General features: G+C 50.8%; 26 protein-coding genes and 2 pseudogenes. 26 read left to right on the plus strand and 2 right to left on the minus strand.

The annotated features are described in order from the left end of the window. Positions 1-93: 93 nt before the first annotated feature. Positions 94-1128: a phage integrase gene (locus ETG88_RS18370; protein ID WP_129036059.1), complete on the minus strand. Its 1035-nt coding sequence runs from the start codon at positions 1126-1128 to the stop codon at positions 94-96. After that, positions 1128-1703: a phage repressor protein CI gene (locus tag ETG88_RS18375; RefSeq protein WP_129036060.1), complete on the minus strand. Its 576-nt coding sequence runs from the start codon at positions 1701-1703 to the stop codon at positions 1128-1130. Before ETG88_RS18375 ends, ETG88_RS18370 begins: the two co-directional genes overlap by 1 nt. A gap of 133 nt (positions 1704-1836) precedes the next feature. Between ETG88_RS18375 and ETG88_RS18380 the strand changes: the two genes are divergently transcribed. The 26 genes and pseudogenes from ETG88_RS18380 (at position 1837) to ETG88_RS18500 (ending at position 19484) form a co-directional block, all read left to right on the plus strand. Then, positions 1837-2100, plus strand: a complete 264-nt coding sequence (locus tag ETG88_RS18380) for a hypothetical protein (RefSeq protein ID WP_102104824.1) — start codon at positions 1837-1839, stop codon at positions 2098-2100. Between the two features lie 116 nt (positions 2101-2216). Then, positions 2217-2555 (plus strand): DUF5347 domain-containing protein, encoded by a 339-nt coding sequence (locus ETG88_RS18385; protein WP_102104823.1) that lies wholly within the window; start codon positions 2217-2219, stop codon positions 2553-2555. Positions 2556-2621: 66 nt separating this feature from the next. Then, positions 2622-2849: a DUF2732 family protein gene (locus ETG88_RS18390; RefSeq protein ID WP_129036061.1), complete on the plus strand. Its 228-nt coding sequence runs from the start codon at positions 2622-2624 to the stop codon at positions 2847-2849. Further along, entirely contained in the window at positions 2849-3070 is a 222-nt protein-coding gene (locus tag ETG88_RS18395) for a TraR/DksA family transcriptional regulator (protein WP_102104821.1), read from the plus strand. The genes ETG88_RS18390 and ETG88_RS18395 overlap by 1 nt, the downstream gene beginning before the upstream one ends. A gap of 1 nt (position 3071) precedes the next feature. Beyond that, on the plus strand, positions 3072-5123 hold the full coding sequence (locus ETG88_RS18400; RefSeq protein ID WP_233446078.1) for a replication endonuclease: 2052 nt from the start codon (positions 3072-3074) through the stop codon (positions 5121-5123). Between the two features lie 176 nt (positions 5124-5299). Next, complete coding sequence (locus ETG88_RS18405) at positions 5300-5743, plus strand: DinI-like family protein (RefSeq protein WP_107702802.1); 444 nt, start codon at positions 5300-5302, stop codon at positions 5741-5743. Between the two features lie 333 nt (positions 5744-6076). After that, positions 6077-6280, plus strand: a complete 204-nt coding sequence (locus ETG88_RS18410) for a tail protein X (protein WP_129036062.1) — start codon at positions 6077-6079, stop codon at positions 6278-6280. Continuing rightward, positions 6271-6492 carry a phage holin family protein gene (locus ETG88_RS18415; protein WP_102104818.1) on the plus strand — a complete coding sequence of 74 codons (222 nt, stop codon included), beginning with the start codon at positions 6271-6273 and terminating at the stop codon, positions 6490-6492. Before ETG88_RS18410 ends, ETG88_RS18415 begins: the two co-directional genes overlap by 10 nt. Then, a complete protein-coding gene (locus ETG88_RS18420) occupies positions 6476-6985 on the plus strand; it encodes a lysozyme (protein WP_107702803.1) in 510 nt (169 codons plus the stop codon). The genes ETG88_RS18415 and ETG88_RS18420 overlap by 17 nt, the downstream gene beginning before the upstream one ends. Then, positions 6982-7326 (plus strand): annotated as a pseudogene (gene lysB, locus ETG88_RS22480) (Rz-like lysis system protein LysB); the annotation flags it as partial. The gene ETG88_RS18420 and the pseudogene lysB, both read left to right, overlap by 4 nt. Further along, positions 7250-7510, plus strand: coding sequence for an Rz1-like lysis system protein LysC (lysC, locus tag ETG88_RS22385; RefSeq protein ID WP_213015991.1), 261 nt, complete (start codon positions 7250-7252; stop codon positions 7508-7510). The pseudogene lysB and the gene lysC, both read left to right, overlap by 77 nt. Further along, entirely contained in the window at positions 7503-7970 is a 468-nt protein-coding gene (locus ETG88_RS18430) for a phage tail protein (RefSeq protein ID WP_129036064.1), read from the plus strand. The genes lysC and ETG88_RS18430 overlap by 8 nt, the downstream gene beginning before the upstream one ends. Positions 7971-8203: 233 nt before the next feature. Continuing rightward, positions 8204-8845, plus strand: coding sequence for a phage baseplate assembly protein V (locus ETG88_RS18435; protein WP_129036065.1), 642 nt, complete (start codon positions 8204-8206; stop codon positions 8843-8845). After that, positions 8842-9191, plus strand: a pseudogene (locus ETG88_RS18440) (GPW/gp25 family protein). Before ETG88_RS18435 ends, ETG88_RS18440 begins: the two are co-directional and overlap by 4 nt. A 5-nt stretch (positions 9192-9196) precedes the next feature. Further along, complete coding sequence (locus ETG88_RS18445) at positions 9197-10105, plus strand: baseplate assembly protein (protein WP_102104812.1); 909 nt, start codon at positions 9197-9199, stop codon at positions 10103-10105. Then, positions 10098-10628, plus strand: a complete 531-nt coding sequence (locus tag ETG88_RS18450; protein WP_129036066.1) for a phage tail protein I — start codon at positions 10098-10100, stop codon at positions 10626-10628. Before ETG88_RS18445 ends, ETG88_RS18450 begins: the two co-directional genes overlap by 8 nt. An 11-nt stretch (positions 10629-10639) precedes the next feature. Next, entirely contained in the window at positions 10640-12358 is a 1719-nt protein-coding gene (locus ETG88_RS18455) for a phage tail-collar fiber domain-containing protein (RefSeq protein ID WP_129036067.1), read from the plus strand. Between the two features lies 1 nt (position 12359). Next, positions 12360-12782 (plus strand): tail fiber assembly protein, encoded by a 423-nt coding sequence (locus tag ETG88_RS18460; RefSeq protein ID WP_129036068.1) that lies wholly within the window; start codon positions 12360-12362, stop codon positions 12780-12782. A 123-nt stretch (positions 12783-12905) separates the two neighbouring features. Further along, the gene (locus ETG88_RS18465) at positions 12906-14099 is read left to right on the plus strand and encodes a phage tail sheath protein (protein WP_129036069.1); all 1194 of its coding nucleotides are present in this window, start codon (positions 12906-12908) and stop codon (positions 14097-14099) included. Positions 14100-14111: 12 nt separating this feature from the next. Continuing rightward, positions 14112-14630 carry a phage major tail tube protein gene (locus ETG88_RS18470; protein ID WP_102104807.1) on the plus strand — a complete coding sequence of 173 codons (519 nt, stop codon included), beginning with the start codon at positions 14112-14114 and terminating at the stop codon, positions 14628-14630. A gap of 57 nt (positions 14631-14687) precedes the next feature. After that, positions 14688-14981 (plus strand): phage tail assembly protein, encoded by a 294-nt coding sequence (locus tag ETG88_RS18475; RefSeq protein ID WP_102104806.1) that lies wholly within the window; start codon positions 14688-14690, stop codon positions 14979-14981. 32 nt (positions 14982-15013) lie between these two features. Continuing rightward, entirely contained in the window at positions 15014-15136 is a 123-nt protein-coding gene (locus tag ETG88_RS18480; RefSeq protein WP_102104805.1) for a GpE family phage tail protein, read from the plus strand. Further along, a complete protein-coding gene (locus ETG88_RS18485; RefSeq protein ID WP_129036070.1) occupies positions 15126-17573 on the plus strand; it encodes a phage tail tape measure protein in 2448 nt (815 codons plus the stop codon). The genes ETG88_RS18480 and ETG88_RS18485 overlap by 11 nt, the downstream gene beginning before the upstream one ends. Before the next feature lie 13 nt (positions 17574-17586). Further along, on the plus strand, positions 17587-18051 hold the full coding sequence (locus tag ETG88_RS18490) for a phage tail protein (RefSeq protein WP_129036071.1): 465 nt from the start codon (positions 17587-17589) through the stop codon (positions 18049-18051). Then, a complete protein-coding gene (locus ETG88_RS18495) occupies positions 18048-19217 on the plus strand; it encodes a phage late control D family protein (protein WP_129036072.1) in 1170 nt (389 codons plus the stop codon). Before ETG88_RS18490 ends, ETG88_RS18495 begins: the two co-directional genes overlap by 4 nt. A gap of 66 nt (positions 19218-19283) precedes the next feature. Next, positions 19284-19484: an ogr/Delta-like zinc finger family protein gene (locus ETG88_RS18500; RefSeq protein WP_107702815.1), complete on the plus strand. Its 201-nt coding sequence runs from the start codon at positions 19284-19286 to the stop codon at positions 19482-19484. The last annotated feature ends 204 nt before the right edge of the window (positions 19485-19688 follow it).

The following is a 19688-nucleotide window of genomic DNA, read 5'->3' on the forward strand; positions in this document are numbered from 1 at the left end:
CGACCAAGCGATTATGAGTTCCTACAGCAACAACCGAAAAACAATGGTTTACTTTAATTATCATTGACATACATTGCCATTGTTTGCCAAGGTTTACCCATTATTCGCCATTTCGACCGCCACTTTATCGCCACTCACCGCCAAAGGGTTGAGCTTAACGGCATCCTCTAAATGGTCTGGAGCAAAGTGCGCATATCGCATTGTCATTTTGATGTCGGTATGGCCGAGGACACGCTGCAAGACCAGAATATTTCCACCATTCATCATAAAATGGCTGGCGAAGGTGTGGCGCAAAACATGGGTAAGTTGACCTGCCGGTAGTTCGATGCCTGTTCTTTCTAAAGCAGACCGGAACGCGCCATAGCATTCACTAAACAACCGACCTTTTCTTTCATCGGGCAGGGAGTTGTAAAGCTCTTTGCTGATGGGGACAGTGCGGTTTTTTCTGCCTTTCGTGTTGGTGTATGTGATTTTGTATTTCGCAAGCTGGCTTTGTTTTAAACTCTCAGCCTCTGACCACCGAGCGCCTGTGGCAAGACAGATTCTGACCACGGTTTGTAAGTCAGGGTGGTCATGGCGTTGACACTCACCGAGCAGAAGCGCTATCTGGTCGTGAGTTAGCCAGGCCATCTCTATCTCTTCCGTGCGGAAAGGGCGCATATTTTTCAGCGGATTTTCACCCTGCCATTCTCCGAGGCGGTTTAACTCATTGAACACCGCGCGAAAGTAGGCCAGTTCAAGATTAAGGGTGCGAGGCGACACCTCTTTCACTCTGTTTGAACGGGCATATTCACCTTTCAACCGCTTTTCCCGGTAGCGGGAAAACATCTGCGCATCGAAATCGCGCGCGCGCGGTTCACCCATACACTCAAAGGCGTGGTGCATTGCTAACTGACGTTTTAGTCCATCTTTGAGAGTTATGCCGTGTGCGCTATACCACGCATCAACCAACTCTTTTAGCGTGCGTCTGTCTTCTTTCTCTTCCTGCCAGGGATTTTGTACGGTGTACTGTTCGAAGGCGAGTGCCTCGCCTTTGGTGGCGAATTTTTTTCTTATACGTTTGCCTTTTGCCCCATTCGGATAAAGCTCGCAAATCCAGCCTCCAGCAGGGTTTTTACGGACAGTCATTACTTAATCTCGCTGTATATACCCACCACACGACCAAGCGTTTTTATCTCGCGGGCTTCGCATTCAAAAGGCACATTTCCACCCGCAACATGAAGCTTCTTACCTGGAAGCAAAGTCAAATCGCGGATATTGATGGTTCCTTCAATATCAATTAGCCAGAGACCGTCAGTCAGAGCCGCATCTTGTTCAATAAAGTGCAGTTTGCCTTCGGTGCGAACAGCGATACCGTCTTTGAGCGCTTTACTAAAAAAATTAGCATCAATACTTAAAGTGGAATTTTTAACGAGTTCACCATCACTTAAAGTGAATGATGCGATCTCTTTGGGATCCGTTGCGGCGGGCTTTCCATCATATTGCAAACCTTCCCCGGTAAGTAACCATCGCAAGCTTGCCCCCGTTTCAAGAACGCATTGTACGGCGAAATCGTACGAAATTGTGCCACGAGAGTAGCGATTTTGAAGGGAACTGGCCGCAATGTTGAAGTGCCTGGCGAGCTGGATTTTTTGATTAAATCCATATACCTGGCAGATGCGGTCCAGTAACTCATCATTGTTCACTTGAGAATCAAGGATCAATATATACTCCTTTGGGTGTTTACTAATGCTCAAATGGGTATTAGTATTGTTGCTAATTCAGGAAAATCAATGGCTGAGGTTGGCAAACAGAGACCATTGATTGCAAACATTATCCAAATGGGAATCATGCAACATGGCTTCTGAAATCGCAATCATCAAAGTGCCTGCTCCAATCGTTACTCTGCAACAGTTCGCAGTGCTTGAGGGGGTATCTGAACGCACCGCTTATCGCTGGACAACCGGTGACAACCCTTGTGTACCTATTGAACCTCGCACAATACGCAAGGGTTGTAAGAAAGCCGGTGGCCCGATACGCATCTATTACGCTCGCTGGAAAGAAGAGCAATTGCGTAAAGCTTTAGGGCACTCCCGTTTTCAGCTCATCATCGGTGCATGACGCCATCTGAGTAAGTTCGATAGCTGATTGATTCATTTCTTTTTACTGTGCGTTTCATATTCCTGAAGCTACAGGGTGTACCGAGAGTGGAACCCCCTTTCATAAGGAGAGAAAGTATGGCTATTGAAGCTGATTCAGCAACCGTTCCACTCAAGACGAGTGAGCGTTTGGCGGGTCTCAATTATGTGGCAGAACTGCGTGCAAAATATTGGGGTTGCAACAGTAAAGAACTGGAATGTTTTATCGAGAAAATGCGTGAGAAGCACGACCCCTTATATGAAGATAATATTCGCGCGCTGGCAGCTATTTTTTATCTCGCAAAACTCCCTGTGGCTCGTCATGAGCTGCAATTCAATTCGCTGACGTATGATGAGAAAAAATCGCTTATTACTGCAATGAATCATTTCCGTGCAGTAGTGAGTTTATTTCCCAAACGGCTAACCATGCCGAATTAACTCAAAAAAAATGTACTGGTGTAAACCCACCGGGTATCCCTTTGCCTAAATTCAGGAGATTACATAATGCGAAATAACGAAATCAATAAAATTGAAACAGATCCCGATAGTTTGGCGGTATTGATGTCTGACGTTAAAAATGAAGAGCGTAAAGCGCACGCTTTGGTTTTTTCTAAACGCCTTGAAGCAATGGCCCTCCATATTAGTTACCAGGGATTGAATAGTACCGAAGCTGCGGAGTTGCTGCGTGGCGAGGCTGAACATCTTGAGTACGAATCTCAGGTGCAACACTAATGGCTGACGCAATGGATCTCGCACAGCAACGCGAGCTGGAAGAGCGTGAGCGTTACATCAACAGCGCTCGTAGCCGAATTACTGCGCCTTCTCGTCTCATTTGCGAAGCCTGTGACAGCCCAATCCCAGAGGCTCGTCGCATTGCCATCCCTGGGGTGGCATATTGTGTGACCTGCCAGGAAATCACAGAGCTAAAAAACAGAAATTATCGGGTTGGATGACTTGGCTATTCAGCTCGCTTACCCATGGAACGCAGCGCGACCTGCAATAGCCAGCCCATATCTGACCTATGAGCAACAGTATCGCCGCGACCGTATGTTCGCGGCTTTGCTGCATGCGAGAAAGGCGCTTTCTCTCCAGCCGGAGTGCGTGCGTTTTGATATTTACCGCACTGCTGCGCTGCTGGAAAAAAATAAGGGCAGCCAACGAGCCAACGCTTTTTTAATCAGCTTTTGCAAAAAGGCATTGCCACGCGTTGAGCGGGTCGCAAAAAAATATGAGTGTACGGGTATTAATCGCAATGTATCAGCCGCTGTTTTTGGTGGTCATTTTGATACCCAGATTATGCAATATCTGGCATCACGCATGGTCAATATGGTCGCCAGATATAACCGCCTCCCGGACATGTCGCGCGCCGATATTGACCTGCTGTCCGCTGATATTGCTAATTTCATTCGCGCTGAACTGGCTAACATTGACGACATTGGGGTTAGCGAGCTTAAAACGCTGTACACCTGGTACATGCGTGCCGGTTTTATATCCCTGCAATTCAACATTACTCCGCCGCAGTGGGAGAAAGTCACAAAGAAATATGTCGGGGAGGATGTCATTGCACCGGCAGTAATGCGCATGTTCAGTGAAGTGTGGTGGCGTGGTCGTTTGCGCCGTATTGCGGCTGCATGGCGCGAACACCTGCAAATTGCCGTTGGCAATGTCAGCAAAAAACGGCACGCCTACGCGAGTAAAAACTGCGTGACCGACTGGCGCGAGCAGAAGCGCCGCACGCGTGAATTTCTTAAGGGGCTGGATCTTGAAGACGAAGACGGCAACCGCATCAGCCTGATTGAAAAATACGACGGTTCGGTCGCTAATCCTGCGATACGCCGCTGCGAGCTAATGACCCGCATCCGTGGGTTTGAAAATATCTGCAATGAGCTTGGTTATGTTGGGGAGTTTTACACCCTGACCGCGCCGTCTAAATATCACGCAACTACAAAAGCGGGCTACCGTAACAGCAAATGGAACGGAGCCAGCCCGTCGGACACGCAGAGCTATCTCACCGGCCTGTGGGCGCGTATTCGCGCCAGGCTGCACCGGGAAGACATCCGTATTTTCGGTATCCGTGTTGCTGAGCCTCATCATGATGGTACGCCACACTGGCACATGCTTATGTTCATGCTGCCAGAAGATGCAGAGCGCGTGCGCCTCATCATTCGCGATTATGCGTGGGAGGAAGACTGCCAGGAACTGAGAAGTGATAAAGCTAAAAAGGCACGCTTTCATGCTGAGGTCATTGATCCGGCAAAGGGCAGCGCGACCGGCTATATCGCTAAATACATTTCCAAAAATATCGACGGTTATGCTCTTGAGGGTGAAACCGATGACGAAAGCGGTGAGCTGCTGAAAGAGACTGCCGCTTCCGTTTCGGCATGGGCGGCGCGCTGGCACATCCGTCAGTTTCAATTTATCGGCGGTGCGCCAGTGACGGTCTACCGTGAGTTGCGTCGTCTCGCGGATACCGAGACCGCGCACGGCCTGAGCGTTGAGTTTGCCGCCGTCCACGATACCGCCGACGCCGGTGACTGGGCCGGTTACGTTAATGCGCAGGGTGGGCCGTTTGTCCGTCGCGATGATTTGCAAGTGCGCACGCTGTATGAGCCTCGCACCGAATTTAACCAGTATGGCGAGGAAATCGTTTGTATTCGTGGCGTGTACGATTCCGCCGTCGGTGCAGGTACTCCAATTTTAACCCGGCTCACACAATGGAAAATTGTGCCGAAGCGGGCCGTTGATTTGGCCGTTGACGTTAAGGGCGCTCCTGCGCCCTCTTGGAGTTCTGTCATTAACTGTACGGAGAGTGAAAGCGATCCTCCGGTATTCGCTTTATCAAAGCCCTTAGGTCTACGTAAAAGGCGGCTATTGAAGGCTCAACTCAGGCTGCCAGAGCAGGATATTGATATTTATTGCGGGCGTGAGATACAGGTTGATCAAGCGCGTTGGCCAGACGACTTGAAAAGCCTTTCAACGCCAGTGAACGCTTCGTCTGAGGGCTGAGTGTGAACCCGAATTAAGTGAAATTCGAAGTGTTTTTAGCCGTTGAAGGTTGCGCGCATCCCATTAATATCCATCGATATCATGAAGATACATATACTACCTCTGATTTTTTTCTTCCCAGCTTTTAGTAATACGTGCTACTGTATGTATATACAGTTACTCATGGTGGAGGTTGTGTGGACAGAGAGTTAAACGAGCAAGTTATGATTGAGCGAGTCGAGATGATTGCCCGTCTGACAGCTGAAGGAACTTGCCAGGAAAGAGATCGTGAAATTGCCCTGAATTTAATCGCTGAGATTGCGAGAGGGAACTTGATGAAAGGCAATGCCTTTACAGTTGTCTTTTCAGCAACGCCTGCACCAGAAAGATTAAAAAAGAGGGGAGGCTACGTGAAAGTCAATATCGCCTTAGACCAAGAACAAAAAATAGGACAGACGATGGTTGATGCCTTTCAATATGAGCTGACCCGACGAATTCATTCTTTGTTCCCATCAACGCATGTCACCGTTAAAAAGGGTTCTGTGACAGGTGTAGAATTGAGGGGCTTTGATAAAGAGTCCGATCGTGAAGCCCTGGACAATATTCTTCAGGAAGTCTGGGAAGATGAGAGCTGGCGATAGCTATTAATACTCAGCCCATCAAAGGTTATATCCCTAAACAGGGGCTGCTGATACGAACATAGTTAATGCAGTATATGTTAGCACGCCCCCAACCTTATTTTTCCACTCCAGAGTTGTAGCGTTCCGTTTCTGTAGCTCTACGTTCACCTGATTTTATTTACGCTGCTCATTGTCTCATCAGTGGCGGGCATTATGTATTTTGTCATTTATATGAGGGCTTCCAGCGATAAAGGAATGTTGTGCGTGTGATTGCACGTCTGTAAGCAGTAGCCGATTTAACACCTGCTCTGGAAACTATCTTAGATCCGAAAATCCATTTGTTGGGAGCATTTGATGAAGGTCTACGCAATGCAGGGGGACACGCTTGATGCTATTTGTGCGCGTTATTACGGGCGTACAGAGGGCGTCGTTGAAACAGTGTTAGAAGCAAATCCCGGTCTTGCTGCTTCAGGCGTTATTGTGCCACACGGCAAGGCGATTGAAATTCCTGAGGTTGATAGCGCAGCAAAAGCTGAGGCTGTGCATCTATGGGACTAAGCCTGGAAAAAATCACCACGTTTGTTGCTTATTGGTTAGCCGTTTGCCTCGCCTATTTTGGGGCAATGTCACCTGAAAAAGTAGCACTCTACGTGGGGGGGATGTGTGCCATTTTTACGGCGCTGACGAATTACTGGTTTAAGCGCAAAACATACCGTTATCTGACCTCACTCGGGTTTGATGAGAAGGCGATTCGTGAATTCAATCATTAAGCGCTGCAGTGTAGCCAGCGTGCTGATGTTCGCAGCCCTGCTGCCAGACTTTCATTTGCTGAAAACGTCTCCTGAGGGATTAGCGCTGATTGCCGATCTTGAGGGCTGTCGGCTGAGACCTTATCAGTGCAGTGCGGGTGTGTGGACATCAGGTATTGGCCATACGGCTGGCGTTGTGCCAAAAGAAGATATCAGTGAACGCGAAGCGGCTGTAAATCTTGTTGCTGATGTGCGCAATGTCGAGAAGAGACTTTCTGCGTGTGTGTCAGCCGAAATACCCCCTCGTATATATGACTCGTTGGTGAGTTTTGCCTTTAACGTTGGCGCGGGAGCCGCATGCCGGTCGACGCTGATGTCATTTGTTCAGCGCCAGCAGTGGCAACAGGCCTGCGATCAGTTTCCGCGCTGGGTATATGTGAAAGGTATCAGGAATACTGGTCTTGAGAATCGACGTATACGGGAAAAAGCATATTGCATCAAAGGGATTCCATGAAAGTCCTGCTACTTATACTGGCCGGGCTGCTTGCCTCAGTACTGTGGTTGAGCCGCGAAAATCAGAACCTTTCTCGATCATTCGAAAAAGTAAATCAAGTTGCTGGCGAGCAAAAAAACATTATTGCAAACCTGAAAAATCAACTCTCTGTCTCACTGCGAGTAGCCCGAGATAATGAAAACGCGCAGGTCAGGCTGCGTGACGAACTTTCAATGTTGAGTGAGCAGCGGGCAAAGCGTGAGGAGACTATTACAAGGTTGATGAATGAAAATGAAACTTTACGCCGTTGGTACCGTGACCGTCTGCCTGATGTGGTGCGCCGCTTGCACACCCGCACCGGCTGTGCCTCCGCTGCACGCTGTCTACAACACCTGCCCGAGAGTGAGCTCATGCCCAATGCCAGGCAGCGAACCGATGACTAATGGCGATCTAAGTGCAGATATACGCAGGCTTGAGCAGGCATTGATTACCTGCGCGCTGCAAATCGAAACCATCAAAGAGTGTCAGGGTAAAAGTAATGAATAAACCAAATAGCTTACGTCAGGCATTAATTGACGCTATTCCACAGCTAAGTGCTCACCCAGAAATGTTGCGCTTCTCTGTTGAGAACGGAAATATTGATGCACGTCTCTCCGTCTCATTATCATTTGAAAAGAAATATACCCTGAAAGGTCTTGTTAAAAATTTTGTCGGCGAATCCAATCAACTTTTCGTGCCGCTGTTAGCTTGGCTTCGGGAAAATCAACCTGATATTTTCACGCTGGATGAAGGGCGTAAAAATGGCTATCTCTTTCAGATAGTCATGAATGATGATGAAAGTAAAGATATTAGCTTCAGTCTGCAATTGACCGAGCGGATTCTTGTCACAGAGGAAAATGGCACATTACGCGCCAGTTATTCTCCTGAACCACCGTTACCTGCACCTGTTACTCGACCTAAAGAGTTGTACATTAATGGGGAACTCGTCAGCCAGTGGAGTGAGTAAATTGCCGGTGATAGAAGCCTGATTAAAAACGATACCGTATGGGTTCTGAAATGAGCTTAATGGCCTGAATTTATATTTAGAGGATTGTCTGTTCTCGGCGATAGCGTGTTTAGCGCTCAGGGTGTTGTTTTACGCATGTAAATTATCATGCCCTGCGGTCGCAAATTGTTGTTTCATCCAGCAGAAAACTTAGCCTCATTGCTGCTGCTCTGAACCCTCGGCATTCTCTCCTCATGAATACGCTAACTTCAATCCACGGTATCGCTCGCGCAGTCCGTAATCTTATCCGCATCGGCGTTGTAACAGATGTCTCTCTTCAGGAGGGACTCTGTCGAGTCCAGACCGGAGGGATGAAAACTACGTGGCTCAATTGGCTGACCTGTCGTGCTGGCCGCGCGCGGGTGTGGTGGGCGCCTTCCGTTGGCGAGCAGGTGCTGGTTCTTGCCATTGGCGGCGAGCTCGACACCGCCTTTGTGCTACCGGGTATTTTCTCGGATGACCATCCTGCCCCCTCTGCTTCTCCTGATGCATTTCACGTCTCGTTTCCTGATGGGGCAATGATTGAGTACGAACCAGAAAATGGGGCGCTTACTGTCTCCGGGATCACAACCGCCAACATCACGGCTAGCGAGTCCATCACGGCCAGCGTCCCTGTTGTGCTGGTTAAAGCTGAAACCCGCATCACCCTCGATACACCCGAGGTGGTCTGTACCAACAAGCTGATTACCGGCTCACTCGAAGTGCAGAAGGGCGGGACGATGAGAGGAGACATCGAGCACACCGGCGGGAAGTTTACCTCCAATGGCGTGCAGGTGGATGACCATGCACACGGCAATGTGCAGAGCGGCGGGAGCTGGACGAAGGAGACCAAATGACAGTGCGCTATCTTGGAATGAACAGCCAAACCGGACTCAGTATTTCTGAGGCGACCATATCAGGCAAAGCGTGCGCGACATTCTGGTCACGCCGGTTGGCTCACGCGTCATGCGACGTGAGTACGGATCCTTGTTGTCAGCATTGATTGACCAGCCGCAGACCCCGGCGTTGCGCCTGCAGATTATGGCTGCGTGCTACTCCGCGATTCAGAAGTGGGAACCTCGTGTGAGTCTTTCGACCATCATCTTTGAACACCCTAGCGATGACGGAGCGCTGTTTGTCGATATTACTGGCGCACGCTCGACTTCAGGCCAGCCTTTTTCCCTTACCATTCCACTGAGTTAAACGTTATGGCTATTGTAGATCTAAGCCAGCTCGCCGCCCCCGATGTCGTGGAAGAGCTGAATTATGAAATCCTTCTTGCAGAACGAAAGGCGACCCTCATCTCCCTGTATCCTGAAGATCAGCAGGAGGCTATTGCACGTACTCTGACGCTTGAATCTGAACCCATTGTGAAGCTGTTGCAGGAAAATGCTTACCGGGAAGTCATCTGGCGTCAGCATGTTAATGAAGCGGCGCGTGCGGTCATGTTGGCCTACGCCGCCGGGAATGATCTCGATAATATTGGTGCAAATTATAACGTCACACGTCTTGTGATCACCCCAGGGGATGAGTCCTCGCTACCGCCCACGCCTGCGGTAATGGAAGCTGATACCGATTATCGCCTGCGTATCCAGCAAGCCTTTGAGGGAATGAGTGTGGCTGGCTCAACCGGCGCATATCAGTTTCATGGCCGCAGTGCTGACGGCAGGGTTGCGGATATTTCTGTGATTAGCCCCGAGCCTGCGAACGTGACCATTTCGGTATTGTCTCGCGAAAATAATGGCGTGGCCTCAGAAGAACTGCTCGCCGTCATCCGAAATGCTCTCAATGATGAGGACGTAAGGCCGGTCGCCGATCGCGTCACAGTGCAATCGGCAAATATTATTGACTATAAAGTCGACGCCTCACTATTTCTTTATCCAGGCCCTGAAAGCGAGCCGGTGCTCAGTGCAGCAAAGGCGAAGCTTAAGAGTTATATCAGCGCCCAGCACCGTCTCGGGCGTGATATCCGTAAATCGGCTATTTATGCCGCCCTTCACGTTGAGGGGGTGCAGCGTGTTGAGCTGGCCGCACCATTGGCTGACATCGTACTCGATAGTACACAGGCTTCCTGGTGTAGTGAATATAGCGTAACCATCGGGGGCAATGATGAGTGACGCCCGCCTGTTGCCGGTCGGCTCCTCGCCGCTTGAGGTGGCGGCGGCGCGAGCCTGTGCCGATATCGAAAATACGCCGATCCCCCTGCGCCGTCTCTGGAGTCCCGATACCTGCCCGGCAAATCTGCTGCCGTGGCTTGCCTGGGCGTTTTCGGTCGACCGTTGGGATGAGAGTTGGCCGGAAGAGACCAAACGCGAGGTGATCCGCGCGGCGTGGTTTATCCATGCGCACAAAGGGACGATTGGTGCGGTGCGCCGTGTGGTCGAGCCGCTCGGGTATCTGATTAACGTGACGGAGTGGTGGGAAACCAACGATCCGCCCGGCACATTCCGCCTCGATATCGGTGTGTTAGAGACCGGCATCACCGAGGAAATGTATTACGAAATGGAAAGGCTGATTGCCGATGCAAAACCAGCCAGCCGTCATCTTATTGGTCTGAATATTATTCAGGATATTCCGGGGCATCTGTATTACGGCGCCCTGACCTATGACGGCGATATCACCACGGTTTACCCCGGATAAGTGAGAGCACAATGACAGTAAAATATAAAACCGTTATCACCAAAGCCGGTGCTGAAAAGCTGGCGGCGGCGAGCGTCCCGAACGGGAAGAAAGTCAATTTCGTGGCGATGGCCGTCGGGGATGGCGGCGGCAAACTGCCCGAGCCGAACGCCAGCCAGACAAAACTGGTCAATGAAGTCTGGCGTCATGCGCTGAATAAAATCAGCCAGGATAAAAAGCACAAAAACTATGTCGTCGCGGAGCTGGTGATTCCACCTGAGACCGGCGGTTTTTGGCTGCGCGAAATGGGGCTTTACGATGACACCGGCACGCTGATTGCGGTCGGCAATATGGCAGAAAGCTACAAGCCCGAGCTGGCTGAAGGGTCAGGGCGCGCGCAGACGCTGCGCATGGTAATCATGGTAAGCGATATCGAGACGGTCGAGCTGTCCATCGATACCACGCTTGTGATGGCGACGCAGGATTATGTCGACGATAAGCTCGCGGAGCATGAGCAGTCACGCCGCCATCCTGACGCCACGCTGAAAGAAAAGGGCTTCACGCAGTTAAGCAGTGCGACCGACAGCGCGTCTGAGGCGCTCGCAGCGACACCGAAAGCGGTTAAAGCAGTCTATGACTTCGCCAGCGCGAAGTATACGGCTCAGGATGCGTCCACGGCGCAGAAGGGGATTGTCCAGCTCAGTAGCGCTACTGACAGTGTGTCTGAGACGCTTGCAGCGACACCGAAAGCGGTTAAGGCGGTTTATGACTTCGCCAATGCGAAGTATACGGCTCAGGATGCGACCACGGCGAGAAAGGGCATTGTCCAGCTAACCAGCGTAACCGATAGCACATCTGAGGCCTTTGCTGCCACGCCGAAAGCGGTGAAAGCGGCAAATGATAACGCTAACGGGCGTGTACCCTCTGGCCGCAAAGTGAATGGCAGGCCACTGACGGATGACATCAGTGTGACCGCGCAGGATATTTTTAACGGTCAGGCTGTGGCGATTGGTAATGCCGCTGATTTAAACGCCTACACTACGCCGGGCCTCTATTTTCAGGCAGCTAACGCGCAGGCTTCAGCAGGGAAAAACTATCCCGAAGCGGTTGCCGGGTCACTGGAAGTATATAAGCACGCTGGTTTTACTCAGATTTACCGTGTTTATAACAATTCCCGCAGCTATATCCGCACCATCTATGGCGGTGTGTGGACGGCGTGGACAAAACAATATGACGTTGCGAACAAGCCGACGCCTGCCGAAATTGGTGCGCTCGCGAGTAATGGCAATGCTGTCTCTGCAACCCGACTGCTTAACGCGCGCAAAATTGCGGGTGTGGCGTTTGACGGTACGGCTGACATCGCCATCCCTGCCGCCAACGTCGGGGCATACACTAAGGCGGAAACCGATAATAAATATCAGGCGAAAGGGAGTTATACCCCGGCGGGGCAGGCTTACACCAAAGCAGAATCCGATGCGCGTTTTCAGAAAATCAACACTGCTTCACTGGCGGCTAATGGATGGTTTCGCGATACGAACACCGGCATGTTGATTCAGTACGGAAAAGTAGCGGTGACCAGTGACGGGCAGGGGTTCACTTTCCCTGTTGCGTTCAGTCTGGTGCCCTCGCTTGCGCTCACAGTCAACAGTGGGGCATACGGCGACGTGGGGGCGTCAAGTGTCAGCACTACCGGATTTGTGGTGAAAGCTGCGGCAAAAAACACGGTCGGATTTATAGCGATGGGTAAGTGATATGACGATATTTTATAGTGCGACTTCTAACGGATTTTACCCTGATGGCTTGAAAGCGGCGTATTTACTGGCGGGATGCTGGCCTGCTGATGGTGTCGAGGTGTCAGAGGGTTGGTATAACTATTTGATTAATAATCAGGGTAATGGGAAAGAAATTACACCTGATGACTATGGTCAGCCGGTGCTGATAAACAGGCCAGAACCGACTGAGGCTGAATTAATTAGCCAGGCAGAAATGCTTCGCGCATCATTGATGAGTGAAGCTAATAAACACGCTCTGCCACTGCAGGACGCGGAAGAACTCGAGATTGCCACCGATGATGAGCGTGCGGCGCTTAAGCGCTGGCGGCTTTACCGGGTCATGTTAAACCGGCTGGATATCAGTACCGCGCCGGATATACAGTGGCCTGAACTGCCTGCATAAACGAAGCCCTCCACTCGGAGGGCTTTTTGTTGGTTGTGCCATCCCCACGTCAACGCGATTTCATCGCACTAGTCTCGCGAGCAACAGAAAATAGTTGCTCCACTTCACCACGAGGTTTAACGGATGAGCGACTATCATCACGGCGTGCAGGTCATCGAGATTAATGACGGCGTGCGCACCATTTCCACTGTCTCAACAGCCATCATCGGCATGGTCTGTACCGCCAGCGATGCTGACGAGACGGCTTTCCCTCTTAATGAACCTGTGCTGATTACTAATGTGCAAAGCGCTATTAGTAAAGCCGGCAAACAGGGAACACTATCATCTTCACTACAGGCGATCGCTGACCAGTGCAAACCGGTCATTGTGGTTGTACGTGTGGCCGAAGGTGTCGAAGACCCTGAGGCCCCCGACGCGGCTCAGAAACAAACGATTTCCAACATCATTGGTACCACGGACGAAAACGGCAAATACACCGGTCTTAAAGCGCTGTTGACGGCGCAGACTGTCACCGGCGTTAAGCCGCGCATTCTTGGCGTGCCGGGGCTGGATTCGAAGGAAGTAGCGACTGCGCTTGCCGCTACCTGTCAGAGCCTGCGCGCCTTTGGCTATGTCAGTGCGTGGGACTGTAAAACCATTTCCGAGGCCATCGACTATCGCAAGAATTTCAGCCAGCGTGAGCTGATGGTGATCTTCCCCGATTTTCTGGCGTGGGACACTACGACAAACGCAACAGATACCGCATGGGCGACGGCGCGCGCGCTGGGTCTGCGTGCCAAAATCGACCAGACAACCGGCTGGCATAAAACCCTTTCAAACGTCGGTGTGAATGGCGTCACCGGTGTTAGCGCCTCAGTCTCCTGGGATTTGCAGGAACCGGCGACCGACGCCAACCTGCTTAATCAGGCTGGTGTGACCACGCTGATTCGCAATGACGGTTTCAAATTCTGGGGTAACCGCACATGTGCGGATGATCCTCTTTTCCTGTTTGAAAACTACACCCGTACCGCGCAGGTACTGGCCGACACCATGGCGGAAGCACATGCGTGGGCGATGGATAAACCGATTACCCCGACCCTTATTCGCGACATCGTGGCGGGCATTAACGCCAAGTTCCGTGAGCTGAAAAGTAATGGTTATATCGTCGATGGCTCCTGCTGGTACGACCCTGAGTCCAACGATGTTGCGACGCTTAAAGCGGGCAAACTGTATATCGATTACGACTATACCCCCGTCCCACCGCTGGAAAACCTGACCCTGCGCCAGCGCATCACTGATACCTATCTGGCGAATCTGTCAGATTCGGTCAACGGCTAAGGAGCTAACAGCATGGCGTTACCACGTAAATTAAAATATTTGAACATGTTTAACGATGGCCTGAGCTACATGGGCGTCGTTGAATCCGTCACTTTACCGAAGCTGACCCGCAAGCTGGAGAAATACCGCGGCGGCGGGATGCCGGGTTCGGTATCCATTGATATGGGTCTTGATGATGATGCGCTGTCCCTTGAATGGACGCTCGGTGGTCTGCCGGATGTCGCACTATGGGCGCAGTATGCATCCCCTGGTGCAGACAGCGTACCGCTGCGTTTTACTGGCTCCTATCAGCGCGATGACACCGGTGCAATTTCCGCCGTCGAGGTGGTGATGCGAGGTCGTCATAAAGAGTACGACTGCGGTGAGAACAAGCAGGGCGAAAGCGGTACAACGAAAATGACAACTGATTGTGCTTATTACCAGCTGACAATTGACGGAAAAGAAGTCATTGAAATTGACATCGTCAACATGGTGCTGAAGGTCGACGGTGTAGACCGTCTGGCCGAACACCGTAAGGCGATTGGCCTGTAATGTTGTTGACCGGCCGCTCAGGCAGGCCGGTCTCTTCTATTTTTGAGGGAGTGACAAATGGAAAATATTATCGATACCGGAAATTCAAACGTTGTGACCTTCGACAATCCACTGATGCGCGGTGAGCAAAAAATTGAGCAGGTTACTGTATCCAGGCCCAACGCGGGGACACTCCGCGGAGTGTCATTGGCTGCACTGGCAAACTGTGATGTTGACGCCTTAATTAAGGTTTTACCTCGAATGACCTACCCGGCACTGAACGAACATGAGATTGCTCGACTGGATGCCGCAGATCTCATTGCACTTGCCGGTAAGGTGGTTGGTTTTTTATCACCTGCTTCGGCTCGCTGAATTTCCCCGACCAATTGTCGGTAGATGACCTGATGGCGGATATTGCTGTGATTTTTCACTGGCCGCCATCCGAGCTGTATCCTCTGGACGTGGCCGAACTCATAACCTGGCGCGACAAGGCGCTACAGCGAAGCGGAAACCACTATGAGCAATAACGTGAAACTTGAGGCGCTGCTTAATGCCGTTGGACGCGCAAGCCGACCGCTCAATGCTATCCGGACTGCCAGCAAATCCCTTGCGGCTGACATCCGTGATTCTGAGCAATCTCTGCGCGATCTCAACGTGCAGGCAGCCCGTATTGATGGGTTCAGGAAAGCCAGCGCTCAGCTTTCTCTAACCGGGCGGTCTCTTGCAAAAGCGAAGCAGGAGGCGGCAGCACTGGCCATTCAGTTTAAGAATATCGAAGCACCCACGCTGGCACAGTCGCAGGCGCTGGATGTTGCAAAAAAATCTGCAGCTGAGCTGCAGAGTAAATACAACGGTATGCGCCAGTCCTTACAGCGCCAGCGTTCCGAGCTTTCTCAGTCGGGCATTAACACACGTACACTCTCTGCTGATGCACAGCGTGTGAAAGTCACGATTAGACAGACCACGCAACAGCTAAATATGCAGCGTGACGCTCTTTCCCGCGTCAATCAGCAGCAGGAAAGAGTCGATACAATAAAGCGCCGCTACGAGTCCGGTAAAACGCTTGCCTTCGGCATACGTGATGCGGGGGCGGCGGGAATAAATACGGCGAGTGCTGGATTCCATGGTTTGTCTCAATTTTTTGCGCCGGGCGTCGCTTTCACCAAACAGATGTCGGATACGCAGTCGACTCTCGGTATTGATAAGAATGATGAAACGATGGCTGCGCTTCGCCAGCAGGCTAAAGATATTGGTTCTAAAGGATATCTCTCTCAAGTCGACGTAGCTCAAACACAGGGTGTGCTCGCAAGCTCAGGTTACAATGCGAATGACGTTCTCATGGCAACCGACCCGACAGTGACAATGAGGCAAGCTAATGGTCTTGCAGCCAGCGATGCTGTTGGCGCACTTTCTACGGTGCAATCGGCTTTTAAGTTGCCGATAACAGAGATCGAACGCATTTCTGATGTCTTGACACAAAGCCTCCACTCATCGAGCACGAGTCTAGATGATTTGGTTGCGGCGATGAAAAACGTTGCACCAGGTGCGGAAATGGCTGGTGAAAGTCTTGAAGACACAACGGCGATGCTCGGCATCCTGGCAGACCACAATATTAAAGGTGCCAGCGCCGGGAGTAATATCAACACCATTTTGAGCCGTCTGGATGCGATGACAGGCCAGGCGCCTGTTGCCCTCAATTCCCTGGGGGTCAGCACACACGACGGTAACGGAAATAAGCTTCCGGTCGAGAAGGTATTTAAAGATATTTATCACGCCTTTGAGACAAACAAACTTGATGTGGCGCAGCAGGCCGAATACCTGAAAAGCCTGTTCGGTGAAGAGGCTGTGAAGGGGGCAGGAACACTGGTTTCCGCTGCCGGTGATGGAACTCTTGACAACAAACGTCAGCAAATGCTCGCTGCGAAAGGGAGTACTTCGCGCATCGCCAGTATCAAGTCCGATAATCTCGATGGAGATTTAGTCAAACTACGGTCGACCCTGGATGGTCTGAAAATTGATGTTTTTGCGCAAGAAGAGTCTGCCCTAAGGCGTCTGACGGCTTCTGCAAACACCTGGGTTGGCATGGCCGCAAGCTGGGTTCAGACAAATCCCGAACTGACCCAAACCCTATTGAACGTTGCCACGGGTACGCTGGCGCTGGTCGGCGTGCTGGGTGGTGTCGGGCAAATCGTATGGCCTTTGATTGCCGGGGTGAATGTCATTATTGCTGCAGCAAGCATGTTGGGGACAGTATTTACTCTAGCCGGCGGCGCTATCGCCTCAGCTCTTGGGGCCATCACGTGGCCAGTTATAGCTGTTGTGGCGGCGATTGTTGGTGGAGCCCTGCTGATCCGTAAATATTGGGAACCACTCAGTGCATTCTTTGGCGGCGTTATTGAGGGACTTGGTACCGCTTTTGCTCCGCTGGCAGAAATTTTTTCCCCGCTTGCACCGGCATTTGATTTTCTCGTTGAGAAGCTCGGCAGCATCTGGCAGTGGTTCACTGATCTGCTTGAACCCGTAAAGGCGACACAAGAAACGCTCGAACGCTGTAAGAATGTGGGGGTAATGTTTGGCCAGGCACTGGCCAATGCGCTCATGGCGCCACTTAATATCTTTAACAGCCTGAGCAGTAAAGCAAGCTGGTTATTGGACAAACTCGGCATTATCAAAAAAGAGTCCGGCCAACTTGAAGATACCGAGGCTAAGGTGAAAACCACGGCCGTGACGCCTGACGGAACCTATATTCCACCGACATCCACATTAAGCGGCTATCCGCTTTATCAGCCGCTATCTGCTCCCGCTGGGCGATCTTTTGTCGACAATAGTAAGCGAGAGTACAGCATCACTCTGCAAGGTGATGTTCTGCCGAACAGTGATTTAGACCGTCGGCTCAGAGAAGCCGTTGATAACCTCGCTCGTCAAGAGCGTTCATATCAGCGCTCAAGCTTTTCGCATGACTGAGGAGATTTAGACAGTGTTAATGGTATTAGGTTTATTTGTGTTTGAGCGCCGAACGCTACCGTATCAGTCGATGCAATATACAAAAGATTATCGATGGGCATCAAATAACCGCATCGGCAAGTCACCTGCGTATCAATTTCTTGGTGAGGGAGAAACCACACGCATACTCTCCGGTACGCTCTACCCAGAAATTACTGGCGGTAAATTATCGCTTTTGGCGATCGAATTGATGGCCAACGAGGGACGTGCATGGCCACTGATCGACGGTAGTGGAATGATTCACGGCATGTATGTGGTTGAAAAGGTAACACATACTCATACGGATCTTTACAGTGATGGGGCTGCCAGAAAAATCGAGTTTAACCTGACTTTAAAGAGAGTCGATGAATCCCTGGTTGTTATGTATGGCGATTTAAAAGCACAAGCCGAAACCCTGGTGTCATCAGTGGGTAGCTGGGCGGGAGGACTGGTGGGATGATAACGGGAATGACTCTCCAGGCAGGTGCATGCATTGCTCCCGATTTTATGCTCGCTTTCGGTAAGGATGATATTACTGAGGTTTTCAGAGAGCGGCTCATCAGTCTGACAATGACTGATAATAATGGGTTTGAAGCTGACCAGCTTGATATAGAGCTTGATGATTCTGACGGGTTGGTTGAGTTACCACCGCGCGGTGCTTCTTTGAGTTTGTGGTTAGGCTGGCAGGGATCGGCATTGCTGGGAAAGGGGAGTTTTATTGTAGACGAAATCGCGTATCGAGGTGCTCCAGACGTTCTCACCATTCGTGCACGCAGTGCTGATTTTCGAGGATCGCTCAACTCGCGTCGCGAGCAGTCCTGGCATGATACAACGCTTGGGACGATTGTCGACACCATAGCTCAGCGGAATAAGCTCATAGCCAGGATAGCCGAGAGTTTGGTACCTGTTGAGGTGCCCCATATCGATCAGACACAGGAGTCTGATGCTGTATTCTTGTCGCGGCTGGCCGAGCGAAATGGTGCGGTTGTCTCCGTAAAGGCCGGAAAACTCCTTTTCCTGAAAAAGGGGAGTGCGATGAATGCAAGTAATAAACCCTTCCCGCAAAGGGTCATAGAACGTGGCGATGGAGACAGCCATCAATTTACTATTGCCGATCGGGGGGCGTATAGCGGTGTTACAGCCAAATGGCTGCAAACCAAAGACCCGAGTCAGCAAAACCAAAACGTTAATCTCAAACGTGTGTCGAAAGAGCAGGATCTACATTCCTGGCAACATCCGGATGCCACTATGACACCGTCAGCGAGCAAGCCGAGCGGGAATCAGGGCGCACGAAACGGTGAATACATGGCTGGAGAACCGGAAAATGTTCTGGAGTTAACGACCATTTTCGCTAGCAAAGCGCAGGCCATCCGTGCGGCGCAGGCCAAATGGGAAGAAATACAGCGTGGTGCAGCTGAGTTTTCTATCACGCTCGCAATTGGCCGTGCAGATCTGTTTCCTGAAATACCTGTTACAGTCAGAGGATTCAAGAACGTCATAGATAATCAAGCATGGGTAATCAGCCGGGTAGTGCATCGTCTTAATAGCAACGGTTTCACTTCGACGCTTGAGCTGCAAGTGAAATCCTCAGATATTGAATATGTCACAGAAGAAGGGAAGGCATAAAACAATACCCATTTAGTGATTTATTGGGTATTATAAGTTCACTTTTAGTGAATTGCGGAGCCAGTTATGTTTCATTGTCCTGAGTGTAAGCAAGCGGCACATGCCCGTACGAGTCGATACCTTAGCGAGAATACCAAAGAACGTTATCATCAGTGCACAAACATCAATTGCAGTTGCACTTTCGTGACGATGGAATCGGTAGAGCGATTTATTGTTACCACTGGTGGAGTTACCCCTAAAGTGTCGCGATCCACACTTAAAGGCTAGTGCCTGTTACCCCCTTTAAACTAACCCGCCGCGAGCGGGTTTTTTATACCTTAAAGAAAATGGCGGTAAGAAGTCTACCGCCATTTCATCGCCATCAAAAGCTCAGGCAACAAAAAAGCCACTCGCGAGAGTGGCTTAATTATATGATTCTAAAGCTAAAATTTGGTGGCCCCTGCTGGACTTGAACCAGCGACCAAGCGATTA

The organism is Lelliottia nimipressuralis (assembly GCF_004115925.1).
Classification (GTDB): Bacteria; Pseudomonadota; Gammaproteobacteria; order Enterobacterales; family Enterobacteriaceae; genus Enterobacter; species Enterobacter nimipressuralis.